This is a genomic window from Shinella kummerowiae, from assembly GCF_009827055.1.
In the GTDB taxonomy this organism is placed as follows: domain Bacteria; phylum Pseudomonadota; class Alphaproteobacteria; order Rhizobiales; family Rhizobiaceae; genus Shinella; species Shinella kummerowiae.
The window spans coordinates 280,129-295,348 of record NZ_WUMK01000001.1 but is presented as its reverse complement, the minus strand read 5'-3'; the positions used below and the strand labels follow the sequence as shown (position 1 = coordinate 295,348).

Sequence of the window (15,220 nt, the reverse complement as noted above, 5' to 3'; positions counted from 1 at the left end):
CCGGGAGGGTGTGCACTGCATACAACGCGGCGCAGCCGGGGAACAGGGCCAAATCAGGGGAGGGTCGGTTCCACCGCAAGCCTTGTGTACTTCCCGCTCTGCCCCTTGCTTCGGCCGTGCGAATCCTGCCAAGTCCGACGATGGAATTCGCACCCCAACAGGATGAAGCGCTCAAGGCCGTTTCACAGTGGCTGAAGGACGGGCGGCACCCGTTGTTCCGGCTGTTCGGTTATGCCGGCACCGGCAAGACGACGCTTGCACGCCATTTCGCCGAGAATGTCGATGGCGATGTTCTGTTCGCGGCCTTCACCGGCAAAGCGGCACAGGTGCTGCGCTCCAAGGGGGCGTCGAATGCAAGAACCATCCATTCGCTGATCTATCGCCCGCGTGGCGAGGAGGAGGTGTCGGACGAGGAGACGGGAAAAACCTCGATCTCGCCGATGTTCTCCATCAACCGCCAGAGCCCGGTCGCCAAGGCTGCACTCGTTGTCGTCGATGAATGCTCGATGGTCGACGAGGCGCTCGGCAAGGATTTGATGAGTTTCGGCACGCCGATCCTCGTGCTGGGCGATCCCGGTCAGCTTCCTCCCGTTTCCGGCGGCGGCTATTTCACCAACCAGGAGCCGGATTACCTGCTGACCGATATCCACCGGCAGGCGCGCGACAATCCGATCATCCATCTCGCCATGCAGGTGCGCGAAGGCAAGGATATCGGCTATGGCGAATACGGTGCGGCCCGCGTCATCGGGCGCAACGAGGTGGATCAGGAACTCGTGCTCGAGGCTGATCAGGTGCTGGTCGGCACCAATCGCACGCGCCGGCGCTACAACCAGCGCCTGCGCGAGTTGAAGGGTTTTACGACCGAATACCCGCAATCCGGCGACAAGCTGGTGTGCCTGCGCAACGATCCGGCCAAGGGGCTGCTCAACGGATCGCTATGGCAGGTGATGAGTTCGTCCAAGGAAACGGTGAAGCCCGGCATCAACCTGATGATCCGGCCCGAAGACGACGACATGGACCGCGGCGCGGCCAAGATCAAACTGCTCAAGGCCGCCTTCGAGAATCTCGAAGAGGAAATTCCGTGGTCGACGCGCAAGCGCTACGACGAGTTCGATTTCGGTTATGCGCTGACCGTGCACAAGGCGCAGGGTTCGCAGTGGAACAATGTCGTGTTGTTCGATGAGAGTTTTGCTTTCCGCGACACGCGTGAACGCTGGCTTTACACTGCCATTACGCGCGCCGCGGAAACGCTCACCATCGTACGATAGTCAGGACCCGTACGATAGACCGCTTCCAGGAAGCGGATGGAAGGGCCGATCATCATGTCCGGCCGCTTACGACGGTCTTAATGACCGACGATCCCGAGCATGACCGCCTTGGCGACGGCCTGAAAACGGTTGTTGCTGTTGAACTTGGCGATGATGGTCTTTTCCATCACCTGTATTTCGCCCGGCTCGACTTCGAGCGCGCGCGCGATGCGGCTCGTCGGGTAGCCTTCCGCCATCAATGTGAGGCAGCGTAGCTCCACCTGCGAGAAGCTGGCTGGCGGTGCGTTGTCGTTCGTTTCGATCTCGTGCGAGGCGCTGAAGTCCAGCAACTCGTTGATCTGCTGCATCTGGCGGCGGATCGTCGATTGCTGGGCCGCGAGTTCCCGCTTGCGCGCGGTCATGGCGGTGCGGAAGATGACATCGGCCTCATCCTGGCTGCCGGCGGCGGAAAGCTGATCGAGCAATTCCTGGATCACCGCAACGGGCATGCCGGTCTCGCGGCAGGTGTTGACGACGGCCATCTGCTGGATCTCTTCCGGTCCATAGACGCGCATCGGTCCGACGCGGGCTGCCCGCAACAGGCCTTTTTCCTCGTAGAAATGCAGGGTGCGATGGGTCACGCCGAAGGCGTTCGCCATGTCCGCAATGGCCAGACGCCCTTCCGGCAGGTTTTCCGGCAGCGGTGCCACGGGCAGGAAACGGATGGTCTTGCGTGCGCCGCTCCGGCCGTCCGCTTTCTTGGACTCATTGGTCATCATGAAAGCGGCTCGCAAAAAAGAAGAATGATCATGTGAATACCCCCGGTCACCGACGCAACACCAGCTTCACCGTGAAGGCGGGATGTTGAATCGATGGATAGTGCCCTGTCACCGTTCCATCGGCTGTGCAGACCGAAGAAACTGTATGCAATCGCGCGAAGATTCTCGATCCGTTTCTTGACAAAAATGTTCCGGATTCCGAACCGAGGCGGCACACACTACCAATCCGCCCAGGTTCATAAAATAAACCGAAGGGGGGATCGTGCCTATCGTTATATCTAGGGATGTATTTTCTGTGTCTGCCCGGTGGACGGGATCAGCGCGTCACCACGGTGTCGGCCTCGCCAGGTGCCGCCGCTTCGGCAAGGGCGGGAGACTGCACACTGCAGGTCACGCGCTGCCCGGCCCGGGGTGTGCCCTGGCGCCGCTCTGCCTGTGCGAGACATTGCATGATGCGGCTTGCCGTGCCGATCTGCATCGTGTGGCGATAGAGCACGCCGCTGGCCGAAAGCGTACGGGCGGCAAAATTGACGGCCTCGAAAGCGATGCCGGCCTCGCTGCGAAGTTGTTCGCGCGAGAAGTGCCGCACATAGATCGTGGCGCCCGACTGTTCGTGGATCAGCCGGGCGTAGATGCCGCGCCCATCGGCGCGATTCTCGATGCGAATGGCATAGGAGAGAGGGTGCAATGAATCCGCTCTGCGGGAATCGGTGAGATGCACTGTCCTGTGATAGCCGGCGGAATTCGTGACAGCGCGGGCGAATGCGCTGCATTCGCCGCCTGTCGGCCAGCATTGCTGGACATACAGGCTCGGCAAGGCCTGGGTCTGGGCGGCGAACCTGGTCTGCACCGAGAGAACGAGTTGCGCCTTGGCAATCGCCGCATTGGTCGTGTCCGGGTAGACCGAGGGCGCCAGGAAGAACAGCGGCAGCAGCGAGAACAGCGCGATCGGTGAGGAGATCGGTGCCGGCAGCCACGACCGGCGCGGTCCAGGTTTTTGCCGGGCCGGATCGAGGGGCGGAGGCGCGTCGTCGGGGTCGGCTTCCGGCGGCTGGGCTGCGGTGAAGGCATAGTCCGGAACATAGCTGCCCAGCGGAACGCGGATGCGCAGGGGATCTGATGCGCCTTCCGTTTCGTAGTACAGGTCGAGGAGTTTTCTCAACTTGCCAGCCTGCACGCGGACCAGCGGATCGTTGCCGGCATCAAAACCCGGCGGCCGGCCGAAAACATCGATGCCGATGCTGTAGCCCTTCAAGTGGGCCGCCCGGCCGGAAAGGTCACATTCGACGACATAGGAGAGAAAGGAACGCAGGCGCTCGGAGCGGGCGAAGGTCTCGCTGGCGATGACGGCGTGAAGGGCGCGCCGCACGATATCGCACGCCGGCCTGTCGGTCCTGCTCATGGTGTTGCCACAGAGGGGGCCATCGTCGCTGTCCGATTTCCTTCCATTCCCACAAGAGGCGCCACGGCGCGGCATCCCCAAAAATCAGGGGGAGTTTACCGGTGATTCTTGATCATGAGCAAGGGGCGAGACCGGTACTCCAGACAAATAGCGCGCTGGCATCGCCAAGCGCTGGCGCACAGCGATTGCCCTTGTGGAAACAACAGGCTAGACCTGTGCACAGCAAAAGGAGTGAGCCGCGTCATGCCTGCGAAATTGTCGGTCAATCTCAACGCCATCGCCATGCTGCGCAATCGCCGGGACCTGCCCTGGCCGAGCGTCACCGACCTTGGCCGGATCGCGCTCGAGGCCGGTGCCAGCGGCCTGACCGTGCATCCGCGGCCGGACCAGCGCCATGTGCGTTTCAGCGACCTCGCGCCGATCCGTGCGCTGATCGACACAGAGTTTTCCAGCACCGAATTCAACATCGAAGGTTTTCCGGAAGAGAGCTTCATGCGCCTCGTCGAGGAGCATCGCCCGGAACAGGTAACGCTCGTGCCGGACGATCCGGCCCAGGCGACGTCCGATCACGGCTGGGATTTCCGCAAGAGCCACAACCTGCTTGGAAATGTCGTCGGCCGGCTGAAGAAGCTCGGCCTGCGTGTCTCGGTCTTCGCCGATGGCGATCCGGACCGCGAGGCGCTGGCCATCGCGAAGGATATCGGTGCAGACCGGATCGAGCTCTATACCGGCCCCTATGGTGGCTGCTACGACGATCCTGCGGAGGGCGCGCGCCTTGTCGAGCTGTTGGGCGAGACAGCGGACATCGCCCACGATCTCGGCCTTGATGTCAATGCCGGCCATGACCTGACGGTTGCCAACCTGCCGGCGCTCGTCGCGCGCATCCCGCGGCTCGCGGAAGTCTCGATAGGCCATGGGCTGACGTCGGATGCGCTGCAATACGGCATGGCGGAGACGGTGCGCCGCTTCCGCCGCGCCTGCGGCCAGGACGTCTGACGAGACGGCGCCCCCGAAGGAGCGCCGCGTCGTTTTCCTCAACCCAGAAAGGCTGCCTTGTTGGCGGCAACGAAGTCTTCGAACGCCGTCAGGGGGCGACCCGCGAGCGTTTCGGCGTCGCTGGTGACCATGGCGATCTTGCCTTCCCGCGTATTAGCGTCGAAGGAGACGATGGTCGGTACAAAGCCTTCCGGCAGGCCGGCCGCCTTCAAGCCTTCGGTCAACTGCGTATCCGTGACATGGACGACCGCGAGCGGCTTGCCGGTTGCGGCAGAAACGATCGCCGCGATCTCTTCGGCCGTGCGGCTCTTCGTGCCGGTCAGCGTGTAGGTCCTGCTCTCGTCGCCGACCTTCAGGACGGCGCCGGCGAGGGCGGCGGCGGTGTCGGCGCGCGTGATGTGGGCGATCTTGCCTTCGCCGGTCGAGGTATACCAGGAGCCGGTTTGAAGCGCGTGCGGCAGCGACATGAAGAGGTTCTCCGCATACCAGCCATCGCGCAGGATCGTATAGGGAATGCCGGTCGCCTTGATGGCTTGCTCGGTGCCGAGATGATCCGGTGCGAAGGTGACGCGCGAATCGTCCGGCTGCGGCATGGATGTGTAGAGGATGTGGCGAGCGCCGGCCTTGCTGGCGGCGGCGACGGCCGCCTTGTGCTGGGCGAGGCGCTTTCCGGGCGCGTCGAGCGCGTCGGTGGAGATGATCAGCACCTTGCCGGCGCCGGCGAAGGCGGCGTCGAGCGAGGCCGGGTCGTCGAAGTCTGCAGCGCGCACGGAAACGCCCCTGGCGGCATAGTCGGCGAGTTTCGCGGTGTCGCGGGTGGTGGCGATGAGGTTTTCCGGCGCAACCTTGCCGGAGGCGAGCAGCGTATCGAGGACAAGGCGGCCAAGCTGGCCGGAGGCGCCGGTAACGAGAACTGTGTCGGTCATGTCTTTACCTTTGTTCGGGCCTTTCAGGGGCCTTTCGGGCAGGGGCGGCGGGGAGGCGCCTGCCATCCTGCGGCGTTGGTCTCTTATTGAGACTTGCTCTTATCTGGTAATCTGATAGGAGCTGTAAAGGAGGCAGTTTTTTCTGCGGTGGTTACCTGAAGGGAACCGACTATGAACAAGATGGTCGACCGGGCCGAAGGCGAGCGGGTCATCATGATCGACGGCGTTGCCATGTCGATGGACGATTGTCCCGTGCGCGACGTGCTGGACAGCGTCGGCGGGAAGTGGACCTCGCTGATGATCCTCGGCCTTGCCGACGGGCCGCGCCGCTTCTCGCAGTTGCGCCGCTTCATCCCGGATATTTCGCAGCGCATGTTGACCCAGACGTTGCGCGACCTGCAGCGCGATGGCTACATCACACGCACCGTCTATCCCACCCAGCCGCCGAGCGTGGAATATCGGCTGACGCCGCTCGGTCAATCCTTCCTTGCGCTCCTGCGCTCCCTGGTGCACTGGTCTACCGAAAACCACGCTGCGATCCGGGCCGCCCGGTCGGTCTACGACGCAGAAGCGCACTGACAATCCGGCCTTCGGGTCGTTTCGGGGAAGGGCATGAAGCCACTGGATATCGGTATTGCCGGCGCGGGGCCTGCGGGGCTCGCAGCAGCACTGTTTCTTGCGCGCGCCGGTCATCGCGTGGACCTCATTGAACGGTTCGACCAACCATCGCCCGTCGGCTCCGGCCTGCTGATGCAGCCGACCGGGCTCACCGTGCTCGATGCGCTGGGGCTTTCCCGAGCGATCCACGCACTTGGCAACCGCATCGACCGGCTGCACGGTGCGGATGCGCGTAGCGGGCGCACCGTTCTCGACGTGCGTTACGACGCGCTGGCCGGCGGCCGTTATGGGCTGGCGGTGCATCGTGCGGCGCTGTTTTCCACATTGCATGATGCCGTGGTGGCGGAAGGATTGCCGATCCGCACCGGGATCACGTTGGCGAAAGCCGAAACCCGGCAGGCCCGCACGGCGCTGCACGATCCGGACGGCGAGATCGTTGGCGACTATGATCTCGTGATCGATGCGACCGGCGCGCGCTCGCAGCTCGCTGCTGCGTCCGTGGTCGCACCGAAGGTGACGGAACTGCCCTGGGGCGCCTTCTGGGCGACGCTGGATTGCGACGGCATCGCGCATGACGGTCGGGCCCTCGTTCAGCGCTACGATGCCGCGAAAGTCATGATCGGCATCTTGCCGGTCGGCCGGGCACATCCGGGCGAGGGCCGCAAGGCCGCCTTCTTCTGGAGCCTCAAGACGGCGGATGCCGACACCGTGAAGCGCGCCGGCCTTGAGCGATGGAAGGCCGACATCACCGGCCATTGGCCGGAGACGGCGCCCTTTCTTGCGCAGATTACCGATTGGGAGCAATTGACACTCGCCCGTTATGCCCACCGCACCACGCTGCCGCCCTATGCAGACGGAATTGCCTTCATCGGCGACAGCGCCCATTCCACCAGCCCGCAACTCGGGCAGGGGGCGAACATGGCGTTGCTCGATGCGGCGACGCTGGCGCATGCGCTTTCGTCGGCGGCTTCCGTGGAGGAGGCGCTGGCCGCCTACGCTGCGGCCCGCCGCCGTCATGTGCGGCTGTTCCAGCTGCTGTCCTACGTCTTCACACCGTTCTACCAGTCCGATTCCCGATCGATCGCCTGGTTGCGCGACCGGCTGGTGGCGACCGTCGCGAAAATTCCGCCGGCACCACAAATACTCGCCGCCATTGTTTCCGGCACGCTTGCCGATCCCTTCACGCCGGCTGGGTTGCAGGAGTGCCGCTGGCCGGAGACAGCGCTTCGGGAAGCCTGACCGGCGCCTGCCAGCCCTCGAGGTCCAGCGCCCAGATCTGGCCGACGAGATCCTGGCCGAAGCTGTGATGGGCTTCTTCCTTCTCCAGCCTGAAGCCGGCGGACTGGTAGATGCGGCGCGCGGCTGTCAGGATGTCGTTCGTCCAGAGTTCCAGCCGCCCGTAGCCCGCCTCTTGCGCGAAGCGAATGCACTCCGTCACCAGCCGCGTGCCGAGACCGTGGCCCCGAGCGGCCGCATCGACATGCAGCAGGCGCAGCTTCGCGGTGCTCTCGCCGCCCTTGACCAGAAAGATGCTGCCGACGAGGTCGCCATGCTGTTCGGCGATCCAGCAGCGTTCGCGGGAGGGGTCGAAATTGCGCAGGAAGTTTGCGCAGATTTCGGCGACGAGCGCCTCGTATTCCGCGTTCCAGCCATAGGTTTCAACATAGCTTTTCGCCTGGCTGGCAATGACCCGGCCCATGTCGCCGGCGCGGTGATCTCGCAGCAGGATCGCAGGGCTGCTTTCGCCGCCACCGAGCAATCTGGTGGCCTTGCCAAGAGACGCGCCGAGCGCAAGGCGCTCGGTTTCGTCGAGCGGCGCAATAAGGGTCGAGATGCTTTCGCGGGAGCGGGTTGCAAGATCCGCGGCGACCGCGCGGCCGTTTTCCGTGAGGCTGAGAAGCCGTCCGCGACCATCCGCCGGATCCTTTGCGGCATCGACCATGCCCTTGCCAGCAAAGGCTTTCAGCATGCGGCTGAGATAGGCCGGGTCCAGCGACAGTTCTTCGGTGAGCTGCGATGCGGAGGTGGAACCGCGGGCGGCGAGTTCGTAGATGACGCGCGCTTCGGTCAGCGTGTAGGGCGTGTCGAGATAGGCGCGGTCGAGCACGCCGATGCGGTTGGTGTAGAAGCGGTTGAAGGCGCGGACGGTTTCGATCGTGTCCGCGCCGTCTTGTCCGGCAGGCATTGCAATCATGGTGATCTCCTTCGATCACAATGATTGCAATTTATTGGACTGAGTCAACTATTTTTAGGCGGCTTCGCTGACGACCATCGGGCCGAGGGCGAAATCGACGGCGACCTTGGCGTGAATGGCTGTCGAATCGAAGCCGGGCAGCGGAAGTGCATCCGGATCGAGCAGCAGGCAGATTTCCGTGCAGCCGAGGATAACGCAGTCTGCGCCGCCAGCGCGTGCGGCCTCGATAAGCGCGAGAACGCCCTGACGCGAGCTCTCAAGCACTTTGCCCTGGCAGAGTTCGTTGAAGATGACGTCGTGGGTCAGCGTCCGTCCGGCATCATCCGGCACCATGACGTCGAGGCCGGCCGTCTTCATGCGGTCCGCATAAAAGCCGTGCTCCATCGTGTAGCGCGTGGCAAGCAGCAGGGGACGGCGCTTGCCGGCCGCGAAGATTTCGCGTGCGGTCTCGTCGATGATGTTGAGCAACGGCGCCTTGACGGCGTCCTGAACGGCATCGGCGACGAGATGCATGGTGTTGGTGCAGATCAGGACGCATTCGGCGCCGCTCTTTTCAAGGCCTGCGGCAACCGCGCCGAGGCGTTCACCGGCGGCATCCCAGCGGCCAGCCTTCTGAAGGTCGACGATGGACTGGAAATCGACCGAATGCACCAGGACCTCCGCCGAATGAAGGCCTCCGAGCCGCGCGCGCACTGCCTCGTTGATCATACGGTAATAGACCGCCGTGCTTTCGAAGCTCATGCCGCCGATAAGGCCGATCGTCTTCATGTCGTTTCCCCGGTGATTGTTTCGATGACAACCAGAATGCCGCGAGTGTGGCGGTGATTGTTCGCAAAGTTTCGAGCATTTTTACAACGCCGAGAGGATCTTTCTCGTGTATTGATGACTTCGCGCGCTTTTCTTGCGCATAGATAAAAATCGAAGGGGAATCTCGGCGTGCTGGATGAGCGGGACAGGAAATTGCTGGCGCTGCTCCAGGAGGATGCGGGGGCGCCTGTCGCTACGCTCGCGGAAAAAGTGAATCTGTCGCTGTCGGCGTGCGCGCGGCGGATCCAGAGGCTTGAGGAAAGCGGCTATATCGCCGGAAAGGTCGCGCTGCTCGACAGCAGGAAGATGGGCGTGCCGACGACTGTTTTCGCGCTCATCAAGACAGCGCATCACAGCGACGACTGGATCGACCTGTTTTCGCGCGCCATCGCGGATATTCCCGAGGTCGTCGAGGCGCACCGGCTGACCGGCAACTATGACTATATTTTGAAGATCGTGCTGCCTCGGGTCGAGCACTACGACGTGGTCTACAAGCGCATCGTGCGCAAGGTCGAGCTTTTCGACGTGTCCGCGTCCATCTCGATGGAAGTGCTGAAAAGCGGGTCACGCTTGCCGGTGGAGCACGCGGAATAGCGAAGTCCGGTGACCGCGGGCACAAAAAAGGCCGGTCGAAACCGGCCTTTCTCGTTTTGCCGTAAGCGGCGGATCAGGCTGCGACGAGCTGATCGGCCGACATCTTGCCGGACTTGCGGTCACGGATCAGCTCGAAGCTGACCTTCTGACCTTCGTCCAGACCAGCGAGGCCGGCGCGCTGAACGGCGGAGATGTGGACGAATACGTCCGGCTCACCGCTGTCCTGCTGAATGAAGCCGTAGCCCTTGGTGGTGTTGAACCATTTTACGGTACCAGTTGCCATGACGAAACCTTTCCTAAGCCGTCAAATCAATCTTGGGCTGCCAACAGCGGCAACCATGGTAGGTCGAATTTGAAGGGTAGGTTCGTAACTGCAGGCACAGGGCCTGCAAATGCGGAAGTCAACGTTCAAATCTCGATGCGGGAGAAATAAGAGGTTCGTCGGCCTCGGTCAAGATGGCCCAATACGACGATTAAAGGTCTTTATTGCGGTGCGGAAAGTGCTGAGTCGTTCTCGCACTGGGCGATCGGCAACTGGCGGAACGCGTGGATCGCCAGAATGCGGCCCTCTCCGGCGTCGGTCTCCACCGTCATGCAGGCGCAGGCATAACCGTAGTTGCCGTTGGTGCGCACATAGTCACCCTCGGAGATGTCGGGAATGGCCTCCATGCCGTCCGGTTCCTGGCCGCCGCCCTGCGTCATGATCGTCCAGGTGCCCTCGCTGTCATCCAGCCACCAGTTGGCGGGCGTCGGGTTCTGCAGCCAGCCGCAACGGGTTTCGGCGGCATCGGCGCCGGTGGCGGCGAGGGCGAGAAGGGCGCATACCAGCAGTTTTTTCATATTGTGCCCTCACATGCCGGTTTTCTTGCAGTGGAATGTGTCGCCGCTTGTTTCCGAGGCCCAGTCCATGTCCGTGTCGGTGATGTTGGCCAGGCCGATACGATAGTCGTCGGCAAAGGTCAGGATGTAGGCGCTGCCGTCCTTCTCGCTCTTGAGGATCGGCATCGGTCCTTCGCCGGAATCATACGTCTCGGCGGTGAAGGTGAAGGTCGAGACCTCGCAATCCCAGGTGCCGATATAGGGTGGTTCCTCGGCGGCGTGCGCGGGCAGGGTGGAGACGACGAGAGCTGCGAGGAGACGAAGCATGGCGGCGGATGTCCCGTGCTGGAGCGCGTAGATTACATGGAAATGTACCAGCAGAGAACGGTTGATGGAGGCGGCTTATTCTCGCGCGATGGTAAAGGGTCCGGCAACGTCGCCGGGCTCTGTGCCAATCCTGGACAGGTGATTTGATTTCGATCGGCAAGCGATCGTCGTAGTGGCGGTGGGTTTGTGTGCCAGGGGACCGGACGCAAAAAGGCCCCGAAAACCGGGGCCTCCTCATTGTCATGTCTCAGGCAGGGCGCCGCTTGTCCACGCGGTGGTGGTCAAGGAAGGTCGCGATGGCCGTTTCGCCGTAGAGGCGGCGCTGCTCGACAAGGGCTGTGGCTAGGCGGGCGGCATCACCGAAGGTGGCGATTTGCGCGGCCGCGGCTGCCGGATTGCGGGCAAGCGCATCGGCAACGAGATCCGCCATGGTGCGTGGCAGGATATCGGTGCAGTCGCGCATGCGTTCAAAAACAATGCCGATGGGAACGATCTTGTCGTCGTAGATCACCATCGGTTCGGCGCGTTCGTCTTCCCAGGCGTCAAAGGCTTCCAGGGCATCACCGAACGCTTGCTGCAGAGTGATGGGAGCATGTCCTTCGTGAAGGTCTGGCAGGAAATTCAACATTTTCTGTCTCCTTGGCGTAAGGGCGTTTCTCTTTCGTACTCCGGTACTGAGGCCTCGATGCCGGCTGTCGTTCGCAATGTGAACGGTCTGCTGCACCGCAGGTCTCACAAATCTTAACAACAGGAAACGTCTTGGGAAGCGAAAAATTTTGTTCAGACCGCACTGACTTGTTGGTTTCTGGGGACTTCTGTTTCAAATCAGCGGGATAGCGGAAAGAAAATTTCTGCTTCGTTGTGCGTTGCGGTCATAATTGTGTGACGCAACAGGCGATTGGGCCGCGATCTGGTCGGGCAAATCAGTTGATTTGCCTGCTTTGCAAGAAGGGTGTTGACCACAAAGCCAGACATCGCTAGAAAATGCCGAACCGTACGGTACGGTACGCAAATTCAACGGGTGGACATCTTGCAGATCGCGGAGCAGAGCAGGGCAGGTGCAGCAGGTGGACTGACGGAACGTCAGGGCGCGGTGCTGGAGCGTGCGCTTGGCTTGCTCGTCGAGGGCGGCGAACGGGCGCTGACGACCGCCGGCGTGGCGCGTGCGGCGAACTGTTCGAAGGAAAGCCTGTATAAGTGGTTCGGCGATCGCGACGGGCTGATTTCGGCGATGATCACCTACCAGGCCGGCAAGGTGCGCACGGTCGAGGTTGCGGCGGGGGCTCTGACCACCGAGACGCTGCGCAAACATCTTCTGGCGTTTGCGCGCGACCTGATCGATGTGCTGTCCGGCGACGTGTCGCTTGCGCTGAACCGTCTGGCGATCGGCCAGGCGAGCCGCGAGGGCGCAGGCCTCGGCCGCCTGTTGCAGGAGCGCGGGCGCCGGCAGATCGGCAAGCGCGCCGCCGTACTGCTTGAGGCCGGCCGCAAGGCGAAGCTGCTTGCATTCGACAGTGCCGACGAGGCATACGGCACGCTCTACGGCCTGATCGTCTCCGACATGCATCTGCGCATGCTGCTTGGGGAAGATGCCGCAGGGCTGAAAAAGGAATTCTCGCCACGCGCGGAGAAGGCAGTGGATGCCTTCCTGACGCTTCACGGCGCGAAAGGGTAAGGCCGGCGGTCAAGCCGCCGGTTCAGGTTAAACAGACAGCAAGGGAAGGAACCATCGATGCGCGTCTATTACGATCGTGATGCCGATCTCAACCTCATCAAGGCGAAGAATGTCGCCATCGTCGGCTATGGCTCGCAGGGCCGTGCCCACGCCCTCAACCTCAAGGATTCCGGCGCCAAGGGCGTCGTGATCGCGCTCAAGGCCGGTTCGCCGACCATCAAGAAGGCCGAAGCCGATGGCTTCAAGGTCATGACCGTTGCCGAAGCCGCCAAGTGGGCCGACCTCCTGATGATGGCGACCCCGGACGAACTCCAGGCCGACATCTACAAGGCCGAAATCGCCGGTAACATCCGCGACGGCGCAGCGATTGCCTTCGCTCACGGTCTCAACGTTCACTTCGGCCTTATCGAGCCGAAGGCTTCGGTCGACGTCGTCATGATCGCGCCGAAGGGCCCGGGCCACACGGTTCGCGGCGAATACCAGAAGGGCGGCGGCGTTCCCTGCCTCGTTGCCGTTCACCAGAACGCTTCGGGCAACGCGCTTGACCTGGCGCTCTCCTACGCCTGCGGCGTTGGCGGCGGCCGTTCGGGCATCATCGAGACCAACTTCAAGGAAGAGTGCGAAACCGACCTCTTCGGCGAACAGGTCGTTCTGTGCGGCGGTCTCGTGGAACTGATCCGCGCCGGCTTCGAAACGCTGGTCGAAGGCGGCTATGCGCCGGAAATGGCCTATTTCGAGTGCCTGCACGAAGTGAAGCTGATCGTCGACCTGATCTATGAAGGCGGCATCGCCAACATGAACTACTCGATCTCCAACACCGCAGAGTGGGGCGAATACGTCACCGGCCCGCGCATCATCACCGCCGAGACCAAGGCTGAAATGAAGCGCGTCCTGGCCGACATCCAGACCGGCAAGTTCACCTCCGAGTGGATGCAGGAATGGAAAGCCGGCGGCGCACGCTTCAAGGGCATCCGCCGCAACAACGACTCGCACCAGATCGAAGAAGTCGGTGCGAAGCTGCGTGGCATGATGCCGTGGATCGGCAAGAACAAGCTGGTCGACAAGGCCGTCAACTAATCGCTCCTGCATTTCCTGCAGAGCGACAGGCCGGGCGGCTTTCCGTCTGGCCTTTTATTTCAGAGATCCTGAAATAATGCATTGCATCCTTGCTCCCTACTGCGGTGCAGCAAGTAATACGCTTGCCTGACGTGGCAAACAGGAACAAAATACGCAAGTGTTTCGTTCAGTTGTCAGGAGGATCGTGCAATGACCACCATTGTCCAATACTTCGCCTGGTTCGATCTTTTTATCCTGGGCAGTATCGCCATGCTTGTGCTGCTCAGCCTTTACGGCGACCGCGCCACCTGATTGTGGCAGGCGCCTGAAATGGCCGTCGGAGCGTAGCCGCTCCGACGAGAATAAATTCGCACGAAATCTTGGGTCGTGCGTACTTTGTCTTGGCGCGAATATTTAGGTCAGCATTATTGACATAAAAACCGTGCCATGATGAGGTGCGTTCAAACAACAAGCCCGAGGAAACCCCGATGTTCAAATGGGAACAGGCCTTCGCGACACGCGCGTCGCGGATGAAGGCGTCCGAAATCCGTGAATTGCTGAAACTGCTGGAACGGCCCGACATCATCTCGTTCGCAGGCGGCATTCCCGATCCGGCGCTGTTCCCGAAAGAAGACTTTGCCGCCGCCTATGCCGATATCCTCGCCGGTGAGGGCGCTGCTGCCGGTCTGCAATATTCGGTCAGCGAAGGCTACAAGCCGCTGCGCGAATGGCTCGCCGGCGAAATGGCCAAGCTCGATATTGCCTGTTCGGCTGAAAACGTCTTCATCGTCTCCGGCTCGCAGCAGGGCCTCGACTATCTCGGAAAACTCTTCCTGTCGCCGAAGGATACGGCGCTGGTCACCTGGCCGACCTATCTCGGCGCGCTCCAGGCCTTCAACGCCTATGAGCCGACCTATGACCGGCTGAACCTTTCCGGCAACCGCACGCCCGACGCTTACCGCGCAACGGCGACGGAAGCGGGCGGGCGCGTCAAGTTTGCCTATCTTTCGGCGGACTTCGCCAATCCGACCGGCGAAACCGTCGACCGCGTCGGCCGCGAAAAGCTGCTCGAGCTGGCGGAAGAGCTGGATATCCCTGTCATCGAAGACGCCGCCTATCAGTCGCTGCGCTATGACGGCGAGGCCGTGCCGCCGATCCTGGCGCTGGAAATCGCCCAGAAGGGCAGTATCGACGCGGCGCGCACCATCTATTGCGGCAGTTTCTCCAAGACGCTCGCCCCGGGCCTACGTGTCGGCTACATCGTCGCGGCAGCCCCCGTCATCCGCAAGCTCGTGCTGATGAAGCAGGCGGCGGATCTGCATTCCTCGACCATCAACCAGATGGCCGTCGCGCATGTCGCCGAGCGTGGTTTCGATGCGCAGGTGGCAAAGATCCGTGCCGCCTACAGCACCCGCCGCAACGCCATGCTGGCGGCGCTGCAGAAATATATGCCGGACGGCGTTACCTGGACGAAACCCGAGGGCGGCATGTTCGTCTGGGTCACGCTACCCGCCGGCATGGACGGCGCGACGCTGCTTGCCCGCTCCATCGAGACGGAAAAGGTCGCCTTCGTGCCCGGCCAGGCTTTCCATGCCGATGGCAGCGGTGCCAACACGCTGCGCCTCAGCTTCTCCTGCGCCGACGCTGCAACCATCGAGGAGGGCATCTCCCGCCTCGGCCGGCTGCTCACCAACGAGCGTCTTGCCGCCTGATTTGATTGTGGGTGGGCCTGCCCCTCACCCTAACCCTCTCCCCGCAAGCGGGGAGAGGGCACTTACCC

Annotated in this window: 17 protein-coding genes; 8 read left to right on the top strand and 9 right to left on the bottom strand. The window is 62.4% G+C overall.

Annotated features, from left to right (window positions below; all coding sequences use genetic code 11):
* The first annotated feature begins 140 nt into the window (after positions 1-140).
* Entirely contained in the window at positions 141-1,268 is a 1,128-nt protein-coding gene (locus tag GR138_RS01410) for an ATP-dependent DNA helicase (protein WP_160856824.1), read from the top strand.
* 77 nt (positions 1,269-1,345) lie between these two features.
* Here the strand turns inward: GR138_RS01410 and GR138_RS01405 are convergent, their stop codons facing one another.
* Together GR138_RS01405 and GR138_RS01400 are read right to left on the bottom strand one after the other, a co-directional pair.
* A complete protein-coding gene (locus GR138_RS01405; protein ID WP_160857391.1) occupies positions 1,346-2,023 on the bottom strand; it encodes a MerR family transcriptional regulator in 678 nt (225 codons plus the stop codon).
* Positions 2,024-2,342: 319 nt separating this feature from the next.
* Positions 2,343-3,428, bottom strand: a complete 1,086-nt coding sequence (locus tag GR138_RS01400; protein WP_160856823.1) for a hypothetical protein — start codon at positions 3,426-3,428, stop codon at positions 2,343-2,345.
* Positions 3,429-3,671: 243 nt separating this feature from the next.
* Here GR138_RS01400 and GR138_RS01395 point away from each other — a divergent pair, with 243 nt between their 5' ends.
* Entirely contained in the window at positions 3,672-4,424 is a 753-nt protein-coding gene (locus GR138_RS01395; protein WP_160856822.1) for a pyridoxine 5'-phosphate synthase, read from the top strand.
* Positions 4,425-4,462: 38 nt separating this feature from the next.
* Here the strand turns inward: GR138_RS01395 and GR138_RS01390 are convergent, their stop codons facing one another.
* A complete protein-coding gene (locus GR138_RS01390; RefSeq protein ID WP_160856821.1) occupies positions 4,463-5,350 on the bottom strand; it encodes an SDR family oxidoreductase in 888 nt (295 codons plus the stop codon).
* Positions 5,351-5,521: 171 nt separating this feature from the next.
* On the opposite strand from GR138_RS01390, the gene GR138_RS01385 reads away from it, so the two are divergent.
* On the top strand, positions 5,522-5,929 hold the full coding sequence (locus tag GR138_RS01385; RefSeq protein WP_160856820.1) for a winged helix-turn-helix transcriptional regulator: 408 nt from the start codon (positions 5,522-5,524) through the stop codon (positions 5,927-5,929).
* A 33-nt stretch (positions 5,930-5,962) separates the two neighbouring features.
* On the top strand, positions 5,963-7,207 hold the full coding sequence (locus tag GR138_RS01380; RefSeq protein WP_160856819.1) for an FAD-dependent oxidoreductase: 1,245 nt from the start codon (positions 5,963-5,965) through the stop codon (positions 7,205-7,207).
* Here GR138_RS01380 and GR138_RS01375 read toward each other — a convergent pair.
* Positions 7,149-8,162, bottom strand: coding sequence for a bifunctional helix-turn-helix transcriptional regulator/GNAT family N-acetyltransferase (locus tag GR138_RS01375; protein WP_246200249.1), 1,014 nt, complete (start codon positions 8,160-8,162; stop codon positions 7,149-7,151). The genes GR138_RS01380 and GR138_RS01375 overlap by 59 nt on opposite strands.
* A 54-nt stretch (positions 8,163-8,216) precedes the next feature.
* A complete protein-coding gene (locus tag GR138_RS01370) occupies positions 8,217-8,930 on the bottom strand; it encodes an aspartate/glutamate racemase family protein (protein ID WP_160856818.1) in 714 nt (237 codons plus the stop codon).
* Between the two features lie 168 nt (positions 8,931-9,098).
* On the opposite strand from GR138_RS01370, the gene GR138_RS01365 reads away from it, so the two are divergent.
* Complete coding sequence (locus GR138_RS01365) at positions 9,099-9,563, top strand: winged helix-turn-helix transcriptional regulator (RefSeq protein WP_160856817.1); 465 nt, start codon at positions 9,099-9,101, stop codon at positions 9,561-9,563.
* Positions 9,564-9,636: 73 nt separating this feature from the next.
* Here GR138_RS01365 and GR138_RS01360 read toward each other — a convergent pair whose 3' ends face one another.
* The 4 genes from GR138_RS01360 to GR138_RS01345 all read right to left on the bottom strand — a co-directional run bounded on the left by GR138_RS01360 (position 9,637) and on the right by GR138_RS01345 (position 11,337).
* Entirely contained in the window at positions 9,637-9,846 is a 210-nt protein-coding gene (locus GR138_RS01360; protein ID WP_069058409.1) for a cold-shock protein, read from the bottom strand.
* Positions 9,847-10,046: 200 nt separating this feature from the next.
* The gene (locus tag GR138_RS01355; RefSeq protein WP_160856816.1) at positions 10,047-10,403 is read right to left on the bottom strand and encodes a DUF4087 domain-containing protein; all 357 of its coding nucleotides are present in this window, start codon (positions 10,401-10,403) and stop codon (positions 10,047-10,049) included.
* Between the two features lie 9 nt (positions 10,404-10,412).
* Positions 10,413-10,709, bottom strand: coding sequence for a hypothetical protein (locus GR138_RS01350; protein ID WP_160856815.1), 297 nt, complete (start codon positions 10,707-10,709; stop codon positions 10,413-10,415).
* A gap of 247 nt (positions 10,710-10,956) precedes the next feature.
* Positions 10,957-11,337, bottom strand: a complete 381-nt coding sequence (locus GR138_RS01345; protein WP_160856814.1) for a BRA0787 family protein — start codon at positions 11,335-11,337, stop codon at positions 10,957-10,959.
* A 402-nt stretch (positions 11,338-11,739) separates the two neighbouring features.
* Between GR138_RS01345 and GR138_RS01340 the strand changes: the two genes are divergently transcribed.
* From GR138_RS01340 to GR138_RS01330, 3 genes are all read left to right on the top strand, one after another.
* Entirely contained in the window at positions 11,740-12,384 is a 645-nt protein-coding gene (locus tag GR138_RS01340; protein WP_160856813.1) for a TetR/AcrR family transcriptional regulator, read from the top strand.
* Positions 12,385-12,441: 57 nt separating this feature from the next.
* Positions 12,442-13,461, top strand: a complete 1,020-nt coding sequence (gene ilvC, locus GR138_RS01335; RefSeq protein WP_160856812.1) for a ketol-acid reductoisomerase — start codon at positions 12,442-12,444, stop codon at positions 13,459-13,461.
* 467 nt (positions 13,462-13,928) lie between these two features.
* Entirely contained in the window at positions 13,929-15,152 is a 1,224-nt protein-coding gene (locus GR138_RS01330) for an aminotransferase-like domain-containing protein (protein WP_160856811.1), read from the top strand.
* The last annotated feature ends 68 nt before the right edge of the window (positions 15,153-15,220 follow it).

Coding starts and splice junctions, on each gene's coding strand:
- GR138_RS01410 (WP_160856824.1), top strand. CDS start 141: ATGGAATTCGCACCCCAACAGGATGAAGCGCTCAAGGCCGTTTCACAG.
- GR138_RS01405 (WP_160857391.1), bottom strand. CDS start 2,023: ATGACCAATGAGTCCAAGAAAGCGGACGGCCGGAGCGGCGCACGCAAG.
- GR138_RS01400 (WP_160856823.1), bottom strand. CDS start 3,428: ATGAGCAGGACCGACAGGCCGGCGTGCGATATCGTGCGGCGCGCCCTT.
- GR138_RS01395 (WP_160856822.1), top strand. CDS start 3,672: ATGCCTGCGAAATTGTCGGTCAATCTCAACGCCATCGCCATGCTGCGC.
- GR138_RS01390 (WP_160856821.1), bottom strand. CDS start 5,350: ATGACCGACACAGTTCTCGTTACCGGCGCCTCCGGCCAGCTTGGCCGC.
- GR138_RS01385 (WP_160856820.1), top strand. CDS start 5,522: ATGAACAAGATGGTCGACCGGGCCGAAGGCGAGCGGGTCATCATGATC.
- GR138_RS01380 (WP_160856819.1), top strand. CDS start 5,963: ATGAAGCCACTGGATATCGGTATTGCCGGCGCGGGGCCTGCGGGGCTC.
- GR138_RS01375 (WP_246200249.1), bottom strand. CDS start 8,162: ATGATTGCAATGCCTGCCGGACAAGACGGCGCGGACACGATCGAAACC.
- GR138_RS01370 (WP_160856818.1), bottom strand. CDS start 8,930: ATGAAGACGATCGGCCTTATCGGCGGCATGAGCTTCGAAAGCACGGCG.
- GR138_RS01360 (WP_069058409.1), bottom strand. CDS start 9,846: ATGGCAACTGGTACCGTAAAATGGTTCAACACCACCAAGGGCTACGGC.
- GR138_RS01355 (WP_160856816.1), bottom strand. CDS start 10,403: ATGAAAAAACTGCTGGTATGCGCCCTTCTCGCCCTCGCCGCCACCGGC.
- GR138_RS01350 (WP_160856815.1), bottom strand. CDS start 10,709: ATGCTTCGTCTCCTCGCAGCTCTCGTCGTCTCCACCCTGCCCGCGCAC.
- GR138_RS01345 (WP_160856814.1), bottom strand. CDS start 11,337: ATGTTGAATTTCCTGCCAGACCTTCACGAAGGACATGCTCCCATCACT.
- ilvC (WP_160856812.1), top strand. CDS start 12,442: ATGCGCGTCTATTACGATCGTGATGCCGATCTCAACCTCATCAAGGCG.
- GR138_RS01330 (WP_160856811.1), top strand. CDS start 13,929: ATGTTCAAATGGGAACAGGCCTTCGCGACACGCGCGTCGCGGATGAAG.